We start from the raw sequence: 17,045 nt of genomic DNA, 5'->3' as shown, positions 1-17,045 counted from the left end.
ACGGCGCTTACTGCTGAATTCACTGTCGGCGAAGGTAAGTTGATGACTCATGATGAACCCTGTTCCATGGCTCCAGATGACAAACATGATCTCATATCAGGGACTTGTTCGCACCTTCCCTAGGTAAATATTAAAGGTTAAGAAAAGCATTATAATTTTATACAGTAAGCAATGATTTTATAGGAGATAAGACTTATGGGCGGAGAAATGGCCGCTATTCAGCGCACAGCTAGCAAGGTTTCCAACGATATCTTCTCGGTTTTTAAGTGGAGGCGGGCTGCAAGGGAGGACATGAATTATAACTGCTGTTCTGAATCTCATCAGAAGGCGACCCATCCTAGTGACGTCGTTTTTTACTATGTAGACCCCTATGAAGAAGATTTTGTCTATTTGAATACGGATTTGAAAAGTTATGGACAGGGTTCTATCAAAAAAGGCACTGTCGAGTCGGCATTAACCTCACTTTCCCTGGCTGTTGAATGCGCCAATACCAGTGATGAGTGGCTTAATAAATATGTTGATGATGATTCGCAGGGGTATAATGTCAGAGGGTTATTATTTTTATACAACCATGACCATTTATACGACAAAGATTTCTATCAAGATGTGATGAAGAAAGTTGATATGGCAAAAGTAAAGTGCGCGCCAAATACTAAGATTCACATGCTTAATCCATATCAAATTTCTGATGTTGTTAATATTGCTTATGATATAAAAGCACAAATTGGTTCTGGTTTTTTACCGCATCCAGATAATTTTTTGTATTACTATCCGGATTTAAACCTAACAAGAATAAAGCACCCGATAAATTCAGATACTGCTGCTACAATCGAAATGATTACCTCACCATATATAATAATTAAGCACGATAAGTTTATGTGGGGTAAAGAGGAAAAAGAAGACGGCTATGTGATCTATTACAATCAACCAGGAGCTAGTTCTGAGGAGTTTGTTTACTTTTTTGATATGTTGTCTAGTTTTCAGATCTTGACACAAGGCAAAAAAATAAAAATAAGGATGTCTTATATAAACCCACATGAAGATGCTCCACATAATTTTGAAAGGGCTAAGCGTAAATACAGTGCGCATTGGTTGATGGGAGAGGAGGATAGGTTGTTTGGTAAAATGGAATTTGATCTTATAGCTAATACAGTTACAAACTATAGTTTAGAAAAAATCGGCATGGAGCAACGATGATGAAAAATAGCAACATATATTATGCAACTGATAAAAATATATTTGATGCTCTGCATCATAAGCGAGTCACGGCTAAAATATTACATGAGCTTCTTTTTACTAAAGGCATACTTGTATCAGAAGAGTTGGGTAAAGAAGCGTTAATAGAAGAAGTGTGTAAACTTCCCCTTTGTTATCTTGATTTGGAAAAGATAAAAGAATTAGTGCAAACATACGATAAAAAGGAAAGTAAAACGTATGCGAGGCTTAATGTTTCAGTTTCACAGGCTGAAATATCACAGGCAGCGAATGTTGTAAAGAAACAATATGCAGCTAAGTCACAGGCTTTGAAAGTGCAAACTAAAAAAGATGGTTCTGTATCTATTGTATTGAGCTATCAAGAAGTTGATCTTTCTCGAACTGAGCTTAGGCAAATAGACAATAGAAGTATTTCTATTGATCTGGCTATTAATGGTGATTCTGTCGAAGTTAGAATGCCACAATCAGAGAAATCGAAGGAAGTCATCGAACTTATTCAAAAGGAATTGTCTATTATTGCTAACAAGCCTATAGAACGATTCGAATTAAGTCTTGAAGCTATTACAAATCCATCTTTAAGAAGTCAGTTCTTTAAAGAGCTAATGGAGGGCTTAGACGGTTATGAAGTTGATGATGTGACAAACATCGAACTCAATAGGATGAAGTCTGTAGATTCGGAAGATGAAGATGGTAAAGATGCAGAGATTGACACAAGTTTTGTTAAAAAAGTCTTATTGAAAGGTGAGGCTGTCGACACTTCGGCAATTTTTGCAGAGTTGCACAGGAAAGGATATTACATAAGTAGAGCTTCCTGGGCATCTAAGCCGGAGTTAGTAAATGGTGACCGAATATTGGTTGAAGCGTTCTTTAAAAATGCGGATTTATGCAGTGAATTTTCATATAACATAAAAGGTATCAATAATTTCAGAAATGATCGACATAATCTTGGTACAAGGTCAGCTAGTGACATTGAAAAAAAAGAGATTAGTCGATTGATTGAAAATTCAGCTGAAAACGCCTACAATACTATAAAAAATGTAGAGGCTAGTTAATATGAGGAAAGTAAAGTGGATAAAAATAGAGTCACCTTTCCCCATGTCTGTAATGGCGGAGAAACTTGCTAAAAACCCTTATACGGAAGAGCGAGGGAAAGGCTTTCTATTAGAGAAGGTAAGGAAAAATTGTTTACATGGAAGATTTGTTGAAAAAATCCTCTACGAGGATAATATACCGTCACTGTTTGGTGAGGATACACTGATTGAACGTATTGAGTATAAAGTAACAGAGTTTTCTTTTGATGAGGATAGTTATCCTATTGCGGTAATTACTAATCCCCCACGTACACTACGTCCATTTGCCAATGCGCTTATTAAGAGTCTCGGCCTCGGTGTTAGTTTGGAGGAAGTTATAGTAGAACCATTTTCATGGATTGAGAAAATTGGAGAGAAGCATTCGGTGTCGGTTAACCAAATTGATGTTTCTCAGATGCAAGTTTCTGAGTATGCGCTGGCGAAAATGCAAATATCTAGCACGAAGGATTTGCGGTATTATTATGAGAAGGAACTATCCGAAAAAAAAATTAGAGTTGATAGAGCAAGCCTTTCAATAACTATGAGTGGTACCTCTGGAAGGGTAAAGATATTTAGGAATGGGATGGCTAATATTGATATAAAAAATGAAAAGGAGGTTTCAAATATGTTATTTGAAACATTGAAGTTGGCCCTTAAATGATACTCCAAACTTCACTCCGATCAAGGGAGAGGTTTACTCTCTCCCTTGAGTGAAATTTATTTTTTATGGTTATATCGTTGAAAGCATTAATTTTTTATAACCTTCAGTTTGCCAACATTTGGAATCTCCTTGCATGCAGCACCCGCCCGGATCGCCCGGTAACGTGTCGCCGCATTTCCCACAGCTACTTTTACGCAGCTCAGCCAGCTGTTTGTGCAACAGCTTGTTGTCTTGTCGTATGAGGCCGATCAGGTATTCCGTCACCTCGTAAGGTTCCCTCGCGATCCGGCGCTGCTGGCAACCTTCTAGGATCATCGCCATTTCCTGGCTATCGACACGCAGAGTGATCGTGCTGATGCCGTTGGCCTTGTCGCGTTGGCGCTGGCTGCGTTTACGTTCTGCTGATGTGGTCATACTATTCCTCCGATTCCTGTTGTTTTGCCGCTTCTCTTCTCAAATGATTGCCGACAAGCCTTTCCTTCTCGGATACCTGCCGTTTCCATAGCGCAGTAAGGCGAGTCAGCGCGCTTGGTGTGGCTGCTGGTGTCGGTTGCAGGAACAAGCAACCGTCAGCCCGCGCTCTATATCGCTTGCCGTCAACGATCACCGTTGCCCCTTTGGCCGCCGCCTTCAAAATGCTGGCATCCAGGTTGAAGCCTATCGACTCAGCAAAGCTTTCTATTCGGCGTTCCTGCGGGCTGAGTGGTCGGCGAATCGTGCCGATCCCCTCGCTTGCGCCCGCCGGTCTGTCAACTGCCGCATCCTGAATGTCGCCCAGGTAGAAATACGCCAGCGCACGCTGCTGCTGTTCCTGGTGAATCTGTTCTCGCCAGCGTGCCAGGCTGTCTGGATCTGGCTGTTTTGCCCGGATTTGGGGCAGATAATCTCCCTCATCAGGCAAGGCGAAGCCCTCGGCGACTGCCGCGTATGGGTTTTTCACTTTTTCTGGCGATGTGCTGCGTATCCGCCGGAGCAACAACCGCCGTTCTTTGTCGGTTAATTGCTCAAAATTGAGGTTTTCAGGTGGTGGCGGTGGTTCCGGTGGCTGTTTGTTTTTCAACCTTTCCGGCGATGCCGTACAGTTATTGACAGAACTCCGAGAGGGCGCAGGCGCGCCCTTAAGGTCAACGGCCAGGTCAACGGCACGCGCTGGCACAAACTTCCATTCTGTCGTGCGGGTGATGATTGGCGTGTCGATGCCGACAGGCGGAGAGAACACCCCACGGATCCGGATCACGTCTTCGCCATAATCGTTCGGTGTTTCTGCCGGCTCGTAGTAGGTGCGCACGACCAGATCATCGCGACGGACAAACGGCCCGCCCTGGGCGTTGACGTACTCCGCCCACTTCCCGCAGTCGGCAGCATCGTGCACGGCAGCGAATTCGACGCTCAGGCCGACGGCGGTTTCATGATCGGCCATGCGGCGCAACTCACGATAAACCGTTACCGGCGCGCCGCCGATAAACTGAAACTGACGAATACGCCAGCGGGCCGCCCAGGCAGACACGGCCGGGGCGACTTCCTTCAGCTCTTTGCCGCTGTCGTCGTCAAGCTCACCGTCTAGCGCGTAACCGTCGATGTTTTTGCTGATGTATTTGGCGATGTAGCCGGTTGCGCTGCCTTTCTCCGGATCGATGGCTTCAGCGTGGAAGCGGGCCTTTCTGGTGCGCTCGCTGTACAGCTCGCCGGCGTCTTCCTCGCAGGCGTAGCTGCGCAGAATACTGCGCACCTGTTCCACGGCTTCAGGACGCATGAACAGCAACATATGCCAATGCGGCGTACCGTCGGCATGCGGCTCGGCCACGCGGATCCCAAAAATTCGAATGTCTTCGCGGTGCAGCTTGGCGCGGGCGCGCTCCCAGACGCCGCGCAGGTAGCGCTGCGTTTCGTCCGGGCTGGCTCCGCGCCATTTTTTATTGCGGTGGCCGTGCTTGTTGGTGGCGTGGAAGCGAGAAGGGGCCGTCAGGGTGTAAAACTCTCCCACAAAGCCCATTTCATTACAGATATTCTCAAAGCCGCGGATGCGCGCCATCAGCTCGCAACGGCGGATCGCCGGGTTCGCCACGCTGTGATCGTATTTGTCGATCAGCGAAATGCGGTTGCCCTCGTCGTCTTCCAGTTCCATCGACTTGAGAAATTCGCGCGTGCGCCGCTTCTGCTCCCGCCAGTCTCCGACGGTTGGCCGGCTGGCGTATGGCGTCGCCTTCTTGCTGACGTGGCCGATCGCGATATGCAAGTGCTCTTTCCATCGGTCAGCATGCCGGCGTAGGCGGCGCAGCCACCAGTTTTCTGACAGCATGCGCCGCACCGCCGGCCCGGTATTCTCGACCGTCATTTTTTCGCTGTCAGACTGATAGGTATCCCACAGCGGCGGGGTCTGTTTGAATCGGCGGGTCAGGGCGGCAGCGCCCAGGTATAGCTCCAACACGCTCAGGAACTCTGAAGCACTGCCGGAATCATCATCGATAACGCTTAACTCGCGCTTGATGGTGATCGCGATATCCTTGGCCAACAGCTCGACGTCGGCGCGGCTGGCATCTGGCAACCGATTGAACCGCTGGCATAGATCGGCGTCGATGTTATTTTCTGGAATGCGGTATTTCTCGTTGACGAGATCAAGCCGTGGCAATACGCGCTCGACAAAGTTTTTCGTCAAGTACGCATTGCCCCGGCGGATGCCATGGGATTCTTCCAGCTGGCTGATGTGGTAACGCACATCGCGCTGGATCAGTTGCGGCTGCTGCTCAAGCAGATGATACGCGCGCAGGGTGGCGGCGATCTGTTCTTCGGTCTGTTTTTGGCTTTCTGCCAGCAGGTCTACAGGTGCATCGATCGCCGGGCGTGGGGCGTTCCACGGAAAGGCCCATTCAAAAGCAGGCGCGCCGCTGCCAGGGTATGGCAACGGCGGTGATGGTTCATAGCGGCCGCGTGACGCTTTATTCACGCTTGCGCTTCCAACGCAGTGATAATTTCACACATGGCTTTCGGTGGAACAGCGTTTCCTCCCATGTGTACGCATAGCTTGTGCGATGGCGGTTTGATGTAGTCCTCCGGGAACGTCATAGCCAGCAAGTTTTCGTCGCGGGTCAAAATGCGCATGCGATCGCCGTCGACAACCGCCCAGCGATCGCGCGTGGTGATCGTGCCAATCGGACGGGAAAGAGAGCGGCCTGTTTTGGTGTTGCCGTAGTAGCTGAAAAGGAAACGATCACCGAACTGTGCGCGGCCATTTTTAACGCGCTCCAGCGTTGCAGCTGCGCGCCCCGGTTTTTCAATCGGCTGCCATTTGCCGGCGTCGAAGTCGATAAAGGTGCTGGCCGGCACATGCGGCATTTTTGGTAACTTCAGGAACAGTGGGTTTTTGCTACGGGTGCAGATAATGAACAGTCGCACGCGGTTTTGCGGAACACCAAGATCAGCACAATCCACGATGTGCGGCGCAAGAGAATATCCCAGGGCTTGCATCGCCGCTTCCCATGCTGGGTAAAGCCCCCACTGAAGGAACTCCGGCACGTTTTCGATGATGACTTTCGGCATTCTGTGGAATTCGGCAGCAGATACCACCGCCCAGGCCGTGGAACGGCTGGCGTCGTGCTGCGGGTTTCCTGCCTTCTTGCCGCGTGCTTTGCTGTGGCCTTGGCAGCACGGTGAGGCCATCATCAGATCGTGCTGAGGCATCATTGACCAGTCAGCCTGGTGCAGGTCTTGGCAAACGTGGATTGTGCCGGGATGATTCGCCTTATGGGCTTCGACGGCGGCGGGCCAGTGATTACCAGCCCAAACCACGTCAGCACCTGCCATTTTTGCTCCGGTAGATGAACCACCCAGGCCGGCAAAGAGATCGCTCACTTTCAGCATTTGAATGGCCCTCGTTCGATGCTCAACATGACATAACCCGGTTTCCACGGGTGTAAATCGGTAACATGGGTGATTCGCACCCAAACGTGCTGACCTGAAAATCCTTCAAGACCATCGCAATCCTTCAGCCATCCGTATTCGAACAGGCACAGCAGATCGCCGACGGAATAGCCCCGATCGTTGATGCGAAACTCTGCTTTCTTTTCACCGCTGACTACTGCCGCGAAATGCTCCGGCAGGATCTTTAGTTCGTGTTTTTTCATGCTGTTGCCTTCAAAGTTGCGATGATCTCGCCAGCTGTTGCGCGGCTGGTAGCTTTGGCGCTGACAGAACGGCGTGCGGTGGCGGTGGTGATGGTGAAATCGGAATACAGCTCCCGCGCGGCGTCGGTTTCGCTGTTCGAGGCTACGACGTGGCGGCCGCGTTTTGCCGCAATGCGCAGCATGCGCGCCAGCTTTCTCTGCTGTTCGCTGGTAAAGCCGTCGGTGTGGTAGCTGGTGAAATTGGCGGTGGCGCTGGCCGGGATGTAGGGCGGATCGCAATAAATCACGTCGCCGGCCTGTGCCATCCTGATCGCTTCCTGGAATGCGCAGCACAGGAAAATCGCCTTTGTGGCCTGCGCCTTTTCAGAGAAAGCTCGGATCTCGTCTTCGGGGAAATAGGGCGCTTTTCGATGACCGAACGGCACATTAAACTCGCCGCGCAGGTTGTAGCGGCAAACGCCATTGAAACCGTGGCGGTTCAGGTAAAGGAACTGCGCAGCGCGGTACAGGAAATTACTGTCGCAGCGAAGATTAAAATCGGCGCGTACAGCGTAATATCCGGCCTCGCTGGCGTGCTCCCTGAACAAGTTGCGTGCTTCGCGGATCAAGACGTCCGGCAGGTTTTTGGCGACGTTGTGGAAGTTGATCAGATCGCTGTTGATATCGCACAGCAAATAGCTTTCATAGTCGGTGTTGAGAAACACTGCGCCGCTGCCGACGAACGGTTCAACCAGTCGCTTACCGGCTGGCAGATGCTGGCGCAAGGTGCCAATGATGCCGGCCTTGCTGCCCAGCCACTTAAGGGCTGTTCTGGTCATGGTTTACCCCTTGAAATGACGTGATTTTGCTTCTCTGGTGGCCTGGCAGTGCACGCAGGTGCTGACGCCATGAATCAGGCGGCGGCGCTGCTCAGGGATGGGTGCTCCGCATTCTTCGCAGTGAAATGCAGAAGGCCCGCAAGGTTGCGGGCGGGCGTTTTTGATTTGGGCGTCAAGGATTAGCTGATGCCGTTCCTGTGCCATGTCGATTTGATCGGCCATTGGGCGTCCTTAGTCGTAATTGCGCAATTCAGGCGGCATGCACTGTTGATTAAACTCCCGGCAGCATCTGCACTGGCGGTATGCGAACCAACCCACGACCGCAAAGGCGAGGACAAACCAGACGGCGATTACAGCAATGAAGGTGTTCATTTCGCGGCACCTTCTTGTTGAGTGCCGATCTTTTGGCGGGCAGAAATCCAGCTTTTCAGCATGGAAAGGATTTGATCGCGGGTGGCGTTGTCGGCCTCAAGGCGTTCAATCCTCGTGCTCAACAACTCCAGAAGTTGCAGCCGTGAAACGCAGCGGGCATCCGCAAGCAACTTCATTAATTCGGCTTCGTTCATAAAAACCCCCTGAATTCAGGATGTAGGAAACCCGCCACCAAAAAGGCGGCATTTTTTTATTTCGGGTGGTGGATATATTTCAGTAAGCGCTGAATGTGCCCACTGAAATATATGCCGGGTTTTAGCCATGCCCGGCGCATGAGAAGGTAATCGCCCGATCTAAGCAGCCCATTCTTTTGTAAGGACGCAACCGGATTTCATTACCTATCTGGGAGCACACCCCGGACGCCAATCCCCCACACGTTGATGGGAGGGTGCGCTCTCAGATAGGGCCGGGCTTTCCCGGCTCAGGCTGACTGTTCAACCGCTCGCGGGTGAGGAATATCGCCGTTGTTGCAGCGGATGATCAGACTGTCGATAACGGCGGCGTCCGGGGCGTGGCCGGCGGCTTCTGCCGTACTCAGCAGGCCAGTTAGGCCGATGCACAGACGGAATGCGTAATCGTTCAGTGAAACAGCGCGTACAGCTGGCGCGATGGCCGTGGCGGCGTTGATGTTGTTGGCTTTGGCGTGGTACTGCGCCAGAAGGTCGCCCACTAAGGTGATATATGCTTGTTTCATGCTGCCGCCTGGTGCTGTGAGTAAAGTTGGTCGATATAGCCGGTCGCCTGTGTTTGCGCATCGAATAAGCCATAAGACTGATCGCCTTGGCTTACTTCATATCTGGCTATTGGGTTAACGATAGTGCGCGGACGATAAGTGATAACAAAGCCGCGATAGCGTGAAGAATTGCGGCTTATTTTGGTTATAGCGTGTTCAATTGGTTGCATGTTTCTGCCTCAACTGTTGGCTATTGCGTCTTTCAGCATGGCGACAAGGTTTACCTCGATCTTGTCCTTTGGGTTCGCTTTCGGACGAATGATTATCCGGCCGTCCCTAACCATCCGCCGGCAGGTGCCGATCGGGATTTTCGTCATTTCGGCGTATGCTTCCAGAGCGACATAACCTGTAGGAACGGTGATGTTTATCGTGGTGTTCGCCATGATTTACCCCGTCATTCCGCCTGGATGGATTCAATGCCGCGCAGATACACCAGGCGCGCCATGCTTGAAATCGAACGACTTTCTTTTGCTGCGATGGCTTCTAACTCCGCGCGCTCTGCATCTGATAAGCGCATAGGGATCGGGTTTTTTGCAGCAATTCCGCCAGGCAAACGTGAGCGCGGCGCATGATTGGCTTGTTTCATAGTGTTATATTGTGATCCACTAAGTTCCTGTACAACACAATCTAAGGAAGAAATATTCCTATGTCAACCGGGAAAGAGGAATTATTGTTCCTGATCGGTAGCCGTCTGCGCGAAGAAAGGGAAAAATCAGGTAACAGCCAAGAGTCCATCGCCTCCACATTTGGCATATCTACCCGCACCTGGGGTAAATACGAGAGAGGGGAAACCATGCCCGACGCCGTTACTCTTGCGCTGCTTAACAGCCATTTTGGGATAGACGTTGCCTATATATTGACCGGGGTTAAAACCCCCGAATCAAATATATCAACAGAAGAACAAAAGCTAGTTGATAACTATCGAGCAATGGATGACTCGGCACGGTTAAATATACAGGCGGTTGGCGATTCGTTCGCGCATTCAAAACCAAATAAAAAGGTAGAGGGACAATGAAATTAATTAATGCTCGGACAGCATATTTTTTTAAATATGGTTTCTTTGTTTTCTTGGCAATTATGGCGATTGGTTCAAACGCTGCATTTGCTAACAGTTGGTATCAAGGCGGAACACTGCATGAGGCTAACGCTCTCACGTGGCAAAAAGCATCACAGCAAAATAAACTTGCAACCTGTGCTGACTTTATTGCAGGGCTATACAGCAAAAATTTATTATCAGATGACATAAGCCGAAAAATGAAATCGGTTGATGATTTCAAGCCTTATGCGGCTGAGTTAGTAAAACAATTAGATTCCGCTTTTAAGCCAGAACCGAATAAGGCGGAAAATGAAAAGATGTTCGCTAACCAAACCGTTAAATCGACAGCGATGATGCTCATGATCATGATGAAGTGGGTAAATACTAATGGCAGTTAGCAAACTTCCATCAGGCAAATGGTTATGCCAGTGCTTCCCTTACGGACGTGATGGAAAGCGCATTAGAAAGCAGTTCGCCACCAAAGGGGAGGCACTTTCTTATGAGCGCCGCCTTTTGGCAAATAAGAAAGCTGTTGAAGTTGGGGATGGTGCGGTCAAATTAGCCGATCTAATCCAGCGCTGGTATGACATGCACGGCAAAACGTTGACGTCCGGAGAGTCTCGGCTTTCGAAGCTTCAAGCTATCTGCGAGCGCCTTGGCGATCCGTTAGCGCATGAAGTCGATAAGAATATGTTTGCTGTATACCGTGAACGCCGGCTAGCTGGTGAATGGCTGGCAAAGGGGCGCAAAGCCATTAAAGAGGCAACGGTAAACCGAGAGCAATCATATCTGCACGCAGTGTTTTCCGAGTTGAAGCGATTGGGTGAATGGGAAGGCAACAACCCCCTGGATGGCATTCGTCAATTTAAGGAGGGTGATCAGGAATTATCTTTCCTTTACCCCGATGAAATTAAGCGCCTGCTGGCAGCCTGTGACGAGTCGGATAATAAAAGCCTGGGTATCATTGTTCGTCTCTGTTTAGCAACCGGTGCGCGCTGGGGTGAGGCTGAATCAATGCGGCAATCTCAGGTTCTACCTGGCCGCGTGTCTTTCATCAACACGAAAAGCAATAAAAACAGAACAGTTCCAATATCAAAACGGTTGCAGGATTTGCTGCCGAAAACGCGTGGTGCACTTTTCAGCACATCTTATGATGCGTTTAAGCACGCGCTTAAACGGGCGGGTATCGAGCTACCAACGGGTCAGCGTACTCACGTTCTGCGGCACACGTTCGCAAGCCATTTCATGATGGGGGGCGGCAATATTTTGGTGCTTCAACAGATACTCGGTCACAGCACGATCATGATGACAATGCGATATGCACACTTCGCCCCCGATCACCTTGAGGCAGCTTTGACACTGAATCCATTTGATAAAATTTCTGGCGAAAACGGGCCTGAATTAATGGCAGCAGAAGCGCACAACGCGTCATAATGCTCAACGATGCACATTTTTAACCTACTGATTAAACTTAACTTATTGAAATGAAAAGCATATACTAGCTTTTTAAAATCCCTCGGCTTATGGCTGTGCGGGTTCAAGTCCCGCCCCGGGTACCAGGGAACGAAAATACCGAATAATCAAAGCAATAAGTAGTAATGTCGTAGACCGCCGAGAGGCGGTTTTTTTGTGCCTGAAATTCGCGTTACACCTGTATTCTTCCCTTTTTTGTCATACCCCATGCCCATGGATTGTCATCCTGCTTGCAGGGAGCCCCGCAGGGCTCCGCAGTACCAATCATAAGAAACCGAACGCCGCAGCGAGGATCCAGCCGAAGACGCAGGAGACGCTAACGCCGATCAGGCCGGGCAGAATAAAGCTGTGGTTGATCACGAAGCGGCCGATGCGGGTGGTGCCGGAGCGGTCGAACTGGATCGCTGCCAGATCGCTGGGATAGGTTGGCAGAATGTAATAGCCGTAGCAGGCCGGCGCCGAAGCGACGATATAGGCCGGGTTGACGCCGATCGCCAGCGCCACCGGCACCAGTGCCGCCAGCGCGGCGGCCTGCGAGTTGACGAATTTCGACACCAGCAGCAGGATCAGCGCATAGGCCCAAGGGTACTCTTTCACCAGCACGCCCAGGGTAGCTTCGATCTGCGCCAGGTGCGCGCCGAACATGGTTTCCGCCATCCAGGCGACGCCATACACCGCCACAATGGCGATCATGCCGGAGCGGAACACTTCGTTTTTAGAGATAGACGCCGGGTTGGTGCGGGTGATGATGACGATCAGCGCCCCGGCCATCAACATGCACATCTGGATCACCAGGACCATGGAGAGCGGCTTGCCGCCGAAGCTGGGCCGCAGCTCGGAAAATGCCCCCAGCACCGCCACCAGGGCGATGGTAGCGAGGAAAATCCACATGGCGATCCAGTTGCTGCGTGGCAGCACCCGGTCCAGCAAGGTGGCGGCATCGCCATAGACGTAGCGATGGTTCTCCGGCACCGAGATGAATTTCTGGAACTCCGGATCTTTGTCCAGGTCTTTGCCGCGGAACCAGCTGAAGATGCCGATCGCCAGAATGCCGCACAGGGTGGAAGGAATGGTGATCGACAGCAGATCGAGGAATTCCAGATGGCGGCCATTGAAGGTATAGCTGCTGAGCATCGCCACCAGTGAAACGACCGCTACCGAAACCGGGCTGGCGATAATGCCCATCTGCGCGCCGATCGAACTGGCCGCCATCGGCCGTTCCGGGCGGATGTTATTTTTGATCGCCACGTCATAAATGATCGGCAAGATGGTGTACACCACGTGCCCGGTGCCGCACAGAATAGTGAGAATGCAGGTCACGAACGGTGCGATGATCGAGACGTAACGTGGGTTGCGCCGCAGCATCCGTTCGGCGATTTGCAGCATCACGTCCAGCCCGCCAGAGGCCTGCAGGGTGGCGGAGGCCGCCACCACCGCGATGATCACCAGCATTACGTCTACCGGTGGTTTGCCGGGCTGCAGGTGAAAGCCGAACACCAGGATCATCAACCCGATACCGCCCAGTAACCCCAGCGCAATGCCGCCCTTGCGCGCCCCATACAGCAGGCATGCCAATATAACCGCTAATTGCAGAAAGAAATCCATGATAGATGCGCCTTAATAATGTTGAACTTAACTGCGTTCAGTTTCCGGCGGCGGTTACAACAGAAAGTTGTTTTAAATCTAAAGGCGCTAAAAAATTGTGGTTATTAACGCTAAAGAGTGATGGTGCTCACACTCAGTGAATCAAGGGGGAAGAAGCCACCAGCACGAAAAAGCAAGCCAACAGGTCAGACCTCTACTATATGAAAGGTTTACTGATCCGAGGAGAAAACCATGGACCCGACAAAAATGACCGGGCTGGCGCTGTTACAGGCTGCAATGGCCGGCAAGATCCCAGCGGCCTCGATCGCTGAAACCGTGCCCATGAAGCCGGTTGCGGTGGAAGAAGGGTATATCCGCATCGTGGCGCGGGCAGACGGGCGCCATCTGAATCCGCTGGGTGGCGTACATGGCGGCTTTGCCGCCACGGTATTGGACTCGGTGACCGGTTGCGCGGTGCACAGTACGCTGGGCGCAGGCGTAGGTTACGGCACCGTCGATCTGCAGGTAAAAATGCTGCGCCCTGTGCCGAAGGAGAGTGACCTGATCGCCGAGGGGCGTCTGGTCTATGCGGCGAAGCACGTCGCTTTCGCTGAAGGCACGCTCAAAACGGCAGGAGGGAAGCTGCTGGCTTCGGCAACCGCCACTTGTTTTATCATTCGCCCCACCGAACAAGCACCGCAATAACTCGCTCGTTATCGGGCTTCGGGCTATCAACCCGGGGCCCGATGCATTTCTCTTCGGCTGCATAGATTGCTACGTTACGATGACAGGCGCGATACGCCATTGTGGTCTAGTATTCTTGGGTAAAAATTTATCGGAGTGATTATGCAGCCGTATAAAGAGGTTGAGTTTGATCATGAGCTTTGTCTGGCGATCGGCAAAGCCGTATTAGACGTGGTGGCGCAGGGGGAGGAAACCAGCGCTCCGGCGGTGATGAACGCGATTGAGCGGTCGGTGGAACAGGGGTTGAATGACGACGAAACGGCCATCGCCGACGACGCCCTGGATTTGATGGCTCGTCTCGTCCACGGCTTCAGCTTCATAAATCTAGCGGATGAAGAGGATACTTCCCATGCATTGGTTGAATTTCAAACGCTACAAGAGTGACGTTGCCAAACAGGCCGTGCCGCCGCATTTGAATGCGGCTGAATTTGCGCGGCATTACGCCGACAAGCCGCAAGCCGATACGGAAGAGTATCTTTCGCTGAGCGGGGAGATGTGCTGGGATGCGGTGGTGCTGTGCGCCCACCGTTCAGGCGCGCTCAGCAAGGCGAAATACAAGCAGCTGTGGCAGACGGTGTTCGATAAGCAATACAAACATTTCGTCAGCCCGGACGATACCGAGATCCGCACCATGGCCGATATGTTGCGCGCGCCGCAGGGATGTTTTATCGGCATATTTTCCCTGCGTGACGCGACGGCGCCCCGTTTGCTGCATGCCATGATCGGCACCGGTGCAGGCTTTGCCGCCGGCAATAAAAATCTTTGCATCGGCGTGGGGGGCGCGGTCGGCTGGGAAAATCTCAATCTGGCGCGCGATCTGCGCTGGCAGCCGGAAGGCGGTTTTTTACGCCAGGGTGACAACGAAGTGCTGCGCATTTTTTACCGGCCTTTCCCCGCCTGAGCCGGTTCGCCCGCTTTTAGAGTAAAAAAACCGCCGTCTGGCGGTTTTTTGTTGGCGGGTATCCCCCTTATTTGAACCCGCCGTTGCGAATGAACTCGAGACCGGCGGCGGTGATCCGCGTTTGATGCGGGTCGATATCATAGTTGTTCTCGTCGATGTCGCTCATCACATAGGCCTGTATCAGGCCCTTGGTTTTGAGATAGGCGAAGGGATCGGCGAAGGCGTGCGGGCTGGTGGCGTCTTGTTTCCACAGTTCATAGGTTTTTTCATCCAGCGTGCCGGGGTGATTGGCGGCCAGCCGGGTCAGGATCTGATTGTAGAACGCATAGTCGGTCATGATGCGGTCCTCTTTATCGCGAGCGACAGTCTCGGAAAATGGCGGTAAGGTCTTTCAATCATAGCCGATGTTTTCCGCCGTCGGCATGGGGTTAGCCGCGTTGGCTTTCAATCCAGTGGAACAGACGTGAAATGCTCAAGGTGATATCACCGATGTTGAAGAGTGCGCCAAGCCACAGGGCGAGCATAACCAGGATGCCGATGATGATGGAAAGGTCCATCGTGCTCATGATTATGTTCTTCATTAATAAAGGTGTGCGGCAAAGCGTGCCACCAATCCCGCTTGCCATAAAATGCGCTGCGCATTATTCCTTTTGAAATCAAAGTAAAAAAGCCACCCAAACGGGTGGCCTTTGTGTTTTCGCGCCGATCAATCCAGCTTGGGATGCTGGTCGATCAGGATCTGCTTTTTCTTTTCCAATTCGGCGATCTGCGCGTTGATGTCCTCGACTTTCTGTTCGATGTTGTCGTAGGTCTCCTGCAGCAGCTCTTTCGCTTCTGAGCGATCCGAAGCGGCCGGCGTCGCGCCGCGCAGCGGCTTGTTGGCGGTTTCTTTCATGTACAGACCGGTGATAAGACCGATCACCGCCACAACCATCAGGTAGTAGGCCGGCATGTACAGGTTGCCGGTCGCTTCGACCAGCCAGGCGGCGGCGGTCGGCGTCGCACCGGCGATCAGCACCGAAATGTTGAACGAAATCGCCAGCGCGCTGTAACGGATGTGCGTCGGGAACATCGCCGGCAGAATCGAGGCCATCACCCCGGTGAAGGAGTTGAGCAGCACCGCCAGCACCAGCAGACCGACGAAGATCAGGCCAATCACGTTGCTGTTGATCAGAATGAAGCACGGGATCGCCAGCGCCAACAGGCCGATGCTGCCGCCGATAATGAACGGCTTACGGCCGATGCGGTCGCTGGTCAGGCCGATTACCGGCTGTACGAACAGCATGCCGATCATGATGGCGATGATGATCAGAACGCCGTGATCTTCCGAGTAGTGCAGGTTATGCGACAGGTAGCTCGGCATGTAGGTCAGCAGCATGTAATAGGTCACGTTGGTGGAGATGACGATACCGACGCACACCAGCAAACTTTTCCAGTGTTTGGCCGCGATCTCTTTGAACGAGGTTTTCGGCGGATTTTCGATGGCGTTGCGGTCATCTTTTTCCATCTTGTCCACGTGCTGCTGGAACGCCGGGGTTTCTTCCAGCGCATGGCGCAGATAGAGACCGATCAGGCCCAGCGGTGCGGCGATGAAGAACGGGATACGCCAGCCCCAGTCGAGGAAGTTGGCTTCGCCGACGATGCTGGAGATCAGCACCACCACGCCTGCACCCATCACAAAGCCGGCGATGGAGCCGAAGTCTAACCAGCTACCCATAAAACCGCGTTTGCGATCCGGCGAGTATTCGGCGACGAAAATTGCCGCACCGGAATATTCACCGCCGACGGAGAAGCCCTGCGCCAGTTTGGCCAGCAGCAGCAGGATCGGCGCCCAGATGCCGATCGACGCATAGGACGGGATCAGGCCGATACAGAAGGTGCTGACCGCCATAATGATAATGGTGATCGAGAGCACTTTCTGGCGACCGAACTTGTCGCCCATGGCGCCGAAGAACAGGCCGCCGAGCGGACGCACCAGGAAGGGCACGGAGAAGGTCGCCAGCGCGGCGATCATTTGCACGCCGGGAGAGGCGCCGGGGAAGAAGACCTGGCCAAGCGCATAGGCGACAAAGCCGTATACGCCGAAGTCGAACCACTCCATCGCGTTGCCCAGGGCCGCCGCGGTGATCGCCTTCTTGAGTTTGCTGTCATCGATGATGGTGATGTCGTTAATGTGCATCGGTTTATGTCGTTTTTTTCTTAACTTCATATAATCATCCCTTAATGAATTATTCGTTGTTCGTGAAAGCGTAATCTC

Annotated in this window: 24 protein-coding genes; 9 read left to right on the top strand and 15 right to left on the bottom strand. The window is 51.9% G+C overall.

Annotated features, from left to right (window positions below):
- Nucleotides 1–195: 195 nt before the first annotated feature.
- The 3 genes from ACJ8IM_RS13870 to ACJ8IM_RS13860 are packed head-to-tail and all read left to right on the top strand — an operon-like array spanning nt 196 to nt 2,946.
- Nucleotides 196–1,197 carry a hypothetical protein gene (locus ACJ8IM_RS13870; protein ID WP_033654162.1) on the top strand — a complete coding sequence of 334 codons (1,002 nt, stop codon included), beginning with the start codon at nt 196–198 and terminating at the stop codon, nt 1,195–1,197.
- Nucleotides 1,194–2,267 carry a hypothetical protein gene (locus ACJ8IM_RS13865; RefSeq protein WP_223182212.1) on the top strand — a complete coding sequence of 358 codons (1,074 nt, stop codon included), beginning with the start codon at nt 1,194–1,196 and terminating at the stop codon, nt 2,265–2,267. The genes ACJ8IM_RS13870 and ACJ8IM_RS13865 overlap by 4 nt, the downstream gene beginning before the upstream one ends.
- A 1-nt stretch (nt 2,268) precedes the next feature.
- Nucleotides 2,269–2,946, top strand: coding sequence for a hypothetical protein (locus ACJ8IM_RS13860; protein ID WP_033654161.1), 678 nt, complete (start codon nt 2,269–2,271; stop codon nt 2,944–2,946).
- A gap of 69 nt (nt 2,947–3,015) precedes the next feature.
- Here ACJ8IM_RS13860 and ACJ8IM_RS13855 read toward each other — a convergent pair whose 3' ends face one another.
- From ACJ8IM_RS13855 to ACJ8IM_RS13805, 11 genes are all read right to left on the bottom strand, one after another.
- Complete coding sequence (locus ACJ8IM_RS13855) at nt 3,016–3,360, bottom strand: hypothetical protein (RefSeq protein WP_033654160.1); 345 nt, start codon at nt 3,358–3,360, stop codon at nt 3,016–3,018.
- A 1-nt stretch (nt 3,361) separates the two neighbouring features.
- Nucleotides 3,362–5,848, bottom strand: a complete 2,487-nt coding sequence (locus tag ACJ8IM_RS13850) for a replication endonuclease (protein ID WP_080289910.1) — start codon at nt 5,846–5,848, stop codon at nt 3,362–3,364.
- 38 nt (nt 5,849–5,886) lie between these two features.
- Nucleotides 5,887–6,804: a DNA cytosine methyltransferase gene (locus tag ACJ8IM_RS13845; protein WP_033654159.1), complete on the bottom strand. Its 918-nt coding sequence runs from the start codon at nt 6,802–6,804 to the stop codon at nt 5,887–5,889.
- Nucleotides 6,798–7,067, bottom strand: a complete 270-nt coding sequence (locus tag ACJ8IM_RS13840) for a DUF3850 domain-containing protein (protein WP_033654158.1) — start codon at nt 7,065–7,067, stop codon at nt 6,798–6,800. Before ACJ8IM_RS13840 ends, ACJ8IM_RS13845 begins: the two co-directional genes overlap by 7 nt.
- The gene (locus ACJ8IM_RS13835; protein WP_033654157.1) at nt 7,064–7,885 is read right to left on the bottom strand and encodes a Dam family site-specific DNA-(adenine-N6)-methyltransferase; all 822 of its coding nucleotides are present in this window, start codon (nt 7,883–7,885) and stop codon (nt 7,064–7,066) included. The genes ACJ8IM_RS13840 and ACJ8IM_RS13835 overlap by 4 nt, the downstream gene beginning before the upstream one ends.
- A gap of 3 nt (nt 7,886–7,888) precedes the next feature.
- The gene (locus ACJ8IM_RS13830) at nt 7,889–8,107 is read right to left on the bottom strand and encodes a TraR/DksA family transcriptional regulator (protein ID WP_033654156.1); all 219 of its coding nucleotides are present in this window, start codon (nt 8,105–8,107) and stop codon (nt 7,889–7,891) included.
- A 146-nt stretch (nt 8,108–8,253) separates the two neighbouring features.
- Complete coding sequence (locus ACJ8IM_RS13825; protein WP_033654155.1) at nt 8,254–8,451, bottom strand: hypothetical protein; 198 nt, start codon at nt 8,449–8,451, stop codon at nt 8,254–8,256.
- 287 nt (nt 8,452–8,738) lie between these two features.
- Entirely contained in the window at nt 8,739–9,011 is a 273-nt protein-coding gene (locus ACJ8IM_RS13820; protein WP_033654154.1) for a hypothetical protein, read from the bottom strand.
- Nucleotides 9,008–9,220 (bottom strand): hypothetical protein, encoded by a 213-nt coding sequence (locus ACJ8IM_RS13815; protein WP_072008417.1) that lies wholly within the window; start codon nt 9,218–9,220, stop codon nt 9,008–9,010. The genes ACJ8IM_RS13820 and ACJ8IM_RS13815 overlap by 4 nt, the downstream gene beginning before the upstream one ends.
- A 9-nt stretch (nt 9,221–9,229) precedes the next feature.
- Nucleotides 9,230–9,433, bottom strand: a complete 204-nt coding sequence (locus ACJ8IM_RS13810; protein ID WP_033654153.1) for a hypothetical protein — start codon at nt 9,431–9,433, stop codon at nt 9,230–9,232.
- Between the two features lie 11 nt (nt 9,434–9,444).
- The gene (locus ACJ8IM_RS13805) at nt 9,445–9,636 is read right to left on the bottom strand and encodes a hypothetical protein (RefSeq protein ID WP_033654152.1); all 192 of its coding nucleotides are present in this window, start codon (nt 9,634–9,636) and stop codon (nt 9,445–9,447) included.
- Between the two features lie 60 nt (nt 9,637–9,696).
- Between ACJ8IM_RS13805 and ACJ8IM_RS13800 the strand changes: the two genes are divergently transcribed.
- Genes ACJ8IM_RS13800 through ACJ8IM_RS13790 form a run of 3 tightly spaced genes read left to right on the top strand, consistent with a single transcriptional unit; the run spans nt 9,697 to nt 11,520 of the window.
- Nucleotides 9,697–10,065 (top strand): helix-turn-helix domain-containing protein, encoded by a 369-nt coding sequence (locus ACJ8IM_RS13800; RefSeq protein ID WP_033654151.1) that lies wholly within the window; start codon nt 9,697–9,699, stop codon nt 10,063–10,065.
- Nucleotides 10,062–10,484 carry a hypothetical protein gene (locus tag ACJ8IM_RS13795; RefSeq protein ID WP_223182211.1) on the top strand — a complete coding sequence of 141 codons (423 nt, stop codon included), beginning with the start codon at nt 10,062–10,064 and terminating at the stop codon, nt 10,482–10,484. Before ACJ8IM_RS13800 ends, ACJ8IM_RS13795 begins: the two co-directional genes overlap by 4 nt.
- Entirely contained in the window at nt 10,474–11,520 is a 1,047-nt protein-coding gene (locus ACJ8IM_RS13790; protein ID WP_049232984.1) for a phage integrase, read from the top strand. The genes ACJ8IM_RS13795 and ACJ8IM_RS13790 overlap by 11 nt, the downstream gene beginning before the upstream one ends.
- Nucleotides 11,521–11,823: 303 nt before the next feature.
- On the opposite strand, the gene ACJ8IM_RS13785 is transcribed toward ACJ8IM_RS13790, so the two are convergent.
- Nucleotides 11,824–13,164 (bottom strand): anaerobic C4-dicarboxylate transporter, encoded by a 1,341-nt coding sequence (locus tag ACJ8IM_RS13785; RefSeq protein WP_033646470.1) that lies wholly within the window; start codon nt 13,162–13,164, stop codon nt 11,824–11,826.
- Nucleotides 13,165–13,395: 231 nt separating this feature from the next.
- Here ACJ8IM_RS13785 and ACJ8IM_RS13780 point away from each other — a divergent pair, with 231 nt between their 5' ends.
- The 3 genes from ACJ8IM_RS13780 (at nt 13,396) to ACJ8IM_RS13770 (ending at nt 14,788) form a co-directional block, all read left to right on the top strand.
- Entirely contained in the window at nt 13,396–13,848 is a 453-nt protein-coding gene (locus tag ACJ8IM_RS13780; protein WP_101455810.1) for a PaaI family thioesterase, read from the top strand.
- 141 nt (nt 13,849–13,989) lie between these two features.
- A complete protein-coding gene (locus tag ACJ8IM_RS13775; RefSeq protein WP_033638003.1) occupies nt 13,990–14,271 on the top strand; it encodes a hypothetical protein in 282 nt (93 codons plus the stop codon).
- Nucleotides 14,237–14,788: a hypothetical protein gene (locus ACJ8IM_RS13770; protein WP_033638004.1), complete on the top strand. Its 552-nt coding sequence runs from the start codon at nt 14,237–14,239 to the stop codon at nt 14,786–14,788. Before ACJ8IM_RS13775 ends, ACJ8IM_RS13770 begins: the two co-directional genes overlap by 35 nt.
- 67 nt (nt 14,789–14,855) lie before the next feature.
- On the opposite strand, the gene ACJ8IM_RS13765 is transcribed toward ACJ8IM_RS13770, so the two are convergent.
- The 3 genes from ACJ8IM_RS13765 to proP all read right to left on the bottom strand — a co-directional run bounded on the left by ACJ8IM_RS13765 (nt 14,856) and on the right by proP (nt 16,997).
- Nucleotides 14,856–15,125 (bottom strand): hypothetical protein, encoded by a 270-nt coding sequence (locus ACJ8IM_RS13765; protein WP_033646469.1) that lies wholly within the window; start codon nt 15,123–15,125, stop codon nt 14,856–14,858.
- Nucleotides 15,126–15,216: 91 nt separating this feature from the next.
- Nucleotides 15,217–15,354 carry a hypothetical protein gene (locus tag ACJ8IM_RS13760; protein ID WP_162062229.1) on the bottom strand — a complete coding sequence of 46 codons (138 nt, stop codon included), beginning with the start codon at nt 15,352–15,354 and terminating at the stop codon, nt 15,217–15,219.
- A gap of 140 nt (nt 15,355–15,494) precedes the next feature.
- Nucleotides 15,495–16,997: a glycine betaine/L-proline transporter ProP gene (gene proP / locus ACJ8IM_RS13755; RefSeq protein ID WP_033638006.1), complete on the bottom strand. Its 1,503-nt coding sequence runs from the start codon at nt 16,995–16,997 to the stop codon at nt 15,495–15,497.
- Nucleotides 16,998–17,045: the final 48 nt, after the last annotated feature.

Origin of the sequence: Serratia sp. CY33525 (assembly GCF_052169115.1) — a bacterium.
Taxonomy (GTDB): Bacteria; Pseudomonadota; Gammaproteobacteria; order Enterobacterales; family Enterobacteriaceae; genus Serratia; species Serratia sarumanii.
Note: the sequence above shows the minus strand (reverse complement) of the source record. Positions and strands in the feature narration are given on the sequence as shown.